General features: G+C 71.9%; 1 protein-coding gene and 1 pseudogene. One reads left to right on the top strand and one right to left on the bottom strand.

Annotation, left to right across the window (positions count from 1 at the left end; translation table 11 throughout):
- Positions 1–801: pseudogene (locus tag AB0G02_RS34985) on the bottom strand (hypothetical protein); the annotation flags it as partial.
- Between the two features lie 293 nt (positions 802–1,094).
- On the opposite strand from AB0G02_RS34985, the gene AB0G02_RS34980 reads away from it, so the two are divergent.
- A complete protein-coding gene (locus AB0G02_RS34980) occupies positions 1,095–1,334 on the top strand; it encodes a hypothetical protein (protein WP_360803140.1) in 240 nt (79 codons plus the stop codon).
- Positions 1,335–1,351: the final 17 nt, after the last annotated feature.

Here is a 1,351-nt window from a genome sequence, read left to right as displayed (position 1 = left end):
GATCAGCACCGCCGCCCCGTCGGCGGCGGTGAGGGGGCGGTCCAGTTCGGACAGGTACTCCTCGCGCCCGACGAACGGCGTCGGCGTGCCGGGCAGCTGCCGGGGCGTGGCCCCACCTCCGCGCGGGTCGACCGCGGTCGCCCGGTCGTCGAGCGCCACGGGGTCCGGTGAGGTGGGGTCTGGCGCGGCGGGGTCGAGCACGGCGGGGTCGGCGGGGTAGGGGTGGTCCGGCAGCGCGATCCAGGCGGTGTCGCGGACCTCCTTCACCTCCACCGGCACCGGTCGGAAGGTGGCCGGGTCGAGCACGGTCGAGTGGCGGACCACCTCGTCGAACACCCAGCGCGACACGACCACGGCGACCAACCCGGGGGACTCCGCGAGCGCCCGGCGCACCGGTGCCGCGTCGAGCAGTCGGAAGGCCGTGGTCACCGCGGTGGACGTGACGCCGTGCCCGTCGAAGACCACCTCACCGGCGTGCACCGCCACCCGCAGCCGCGTGCGCTGCGCGGACGGGCTGGTGTCGTTGTGCTCGCGCAGGGCGCGCGCCAACGCCACCGGCAGCACCTCCACCAGCGGCGCCTTGGCGTACTCCGGCGGGACCAGCACGAACACGCTGTCGCCGCGGTCCTCGTGGTAGCAGTCCCGCCAGGGCGCCCCGGCGGCGGTGAGCGCGTCGGTGACCACCCGGTACAGGCCCGCCCGGGTGCCTACCTGATGGGGGAGCGTCCGGCGCGGATCACCGAAACCCTCCACGTCCACCACGAGGATCGTGCGGTGGACCGCCTGACCGGACTCCGCCATCGCACCCTCCCCGGCACACCGGCCGCGCACGTCGACGAAGCGCCGATCACCACACGGCCGACCGCCGCTTATTCCCACAATCGGGTGACAGGCCTTCTTCGTCGTGACGGTTCGTCACTGAAGCGCTCCTCAATGCGATAATTGAAGCAGAATTCGCAAGTCGGGCAACTCGGCGTTGCCGCACCGCACCATGGCGGAGGGGATTGCGAAGCGACCGTCGGCAGGCGAACGCTCGTGCGAGTGGAATTGCTCTGCCGACGGTGGAATCCGACGGCTATCGGGTGCACTCCCAAATGACCGTGGCCACGTACACGCTGGACCAGGTCTCGATCTCCTCGCACTGCGCGTACGGGTCGGTGAAGCCGTCCGCCTCCGCCTTCGTCGCCGCGTTCCAGCGCGCGTACGTCAAGGCGAACCCGAAGTCGCTGCTGCCGTCACCCTGGAACCGCGCCGTGTACGTGTCGGCCCGGGCGACCCACCGCCGAGGAGCAGGGCGACCAAGGCGATCGGCAGGGCGCGGGCCACGCTGGTGAGTGTCATGCCCCTGATG

The sequence above is a fragment of the Actinosynnema sp. NPDC023658 genome (assembly GCF_040639995.1).
Classification (GTDB): domain Bacteria; phylum Actinomycetota; class Actinomycetes; order Mycobacteriales; family Pseudonocardiaceae; genus Actinosynnema.
The sequence above is the reverse complement of the archived record's forward strand: the minus strand, read 5'-3'. Positions and strand labels throughout refer to the sequence as shown.

What these genes read in the sequence shown, in the direction of transcription:
- AB0G02_RS34980 (WP_360803140.1), top strand. Translation starts at nt 1,095, where the DNA reads ATGACCGTGGCCACGTACACGCTGGACCAGGTCTCGATCTCCTCGCAC.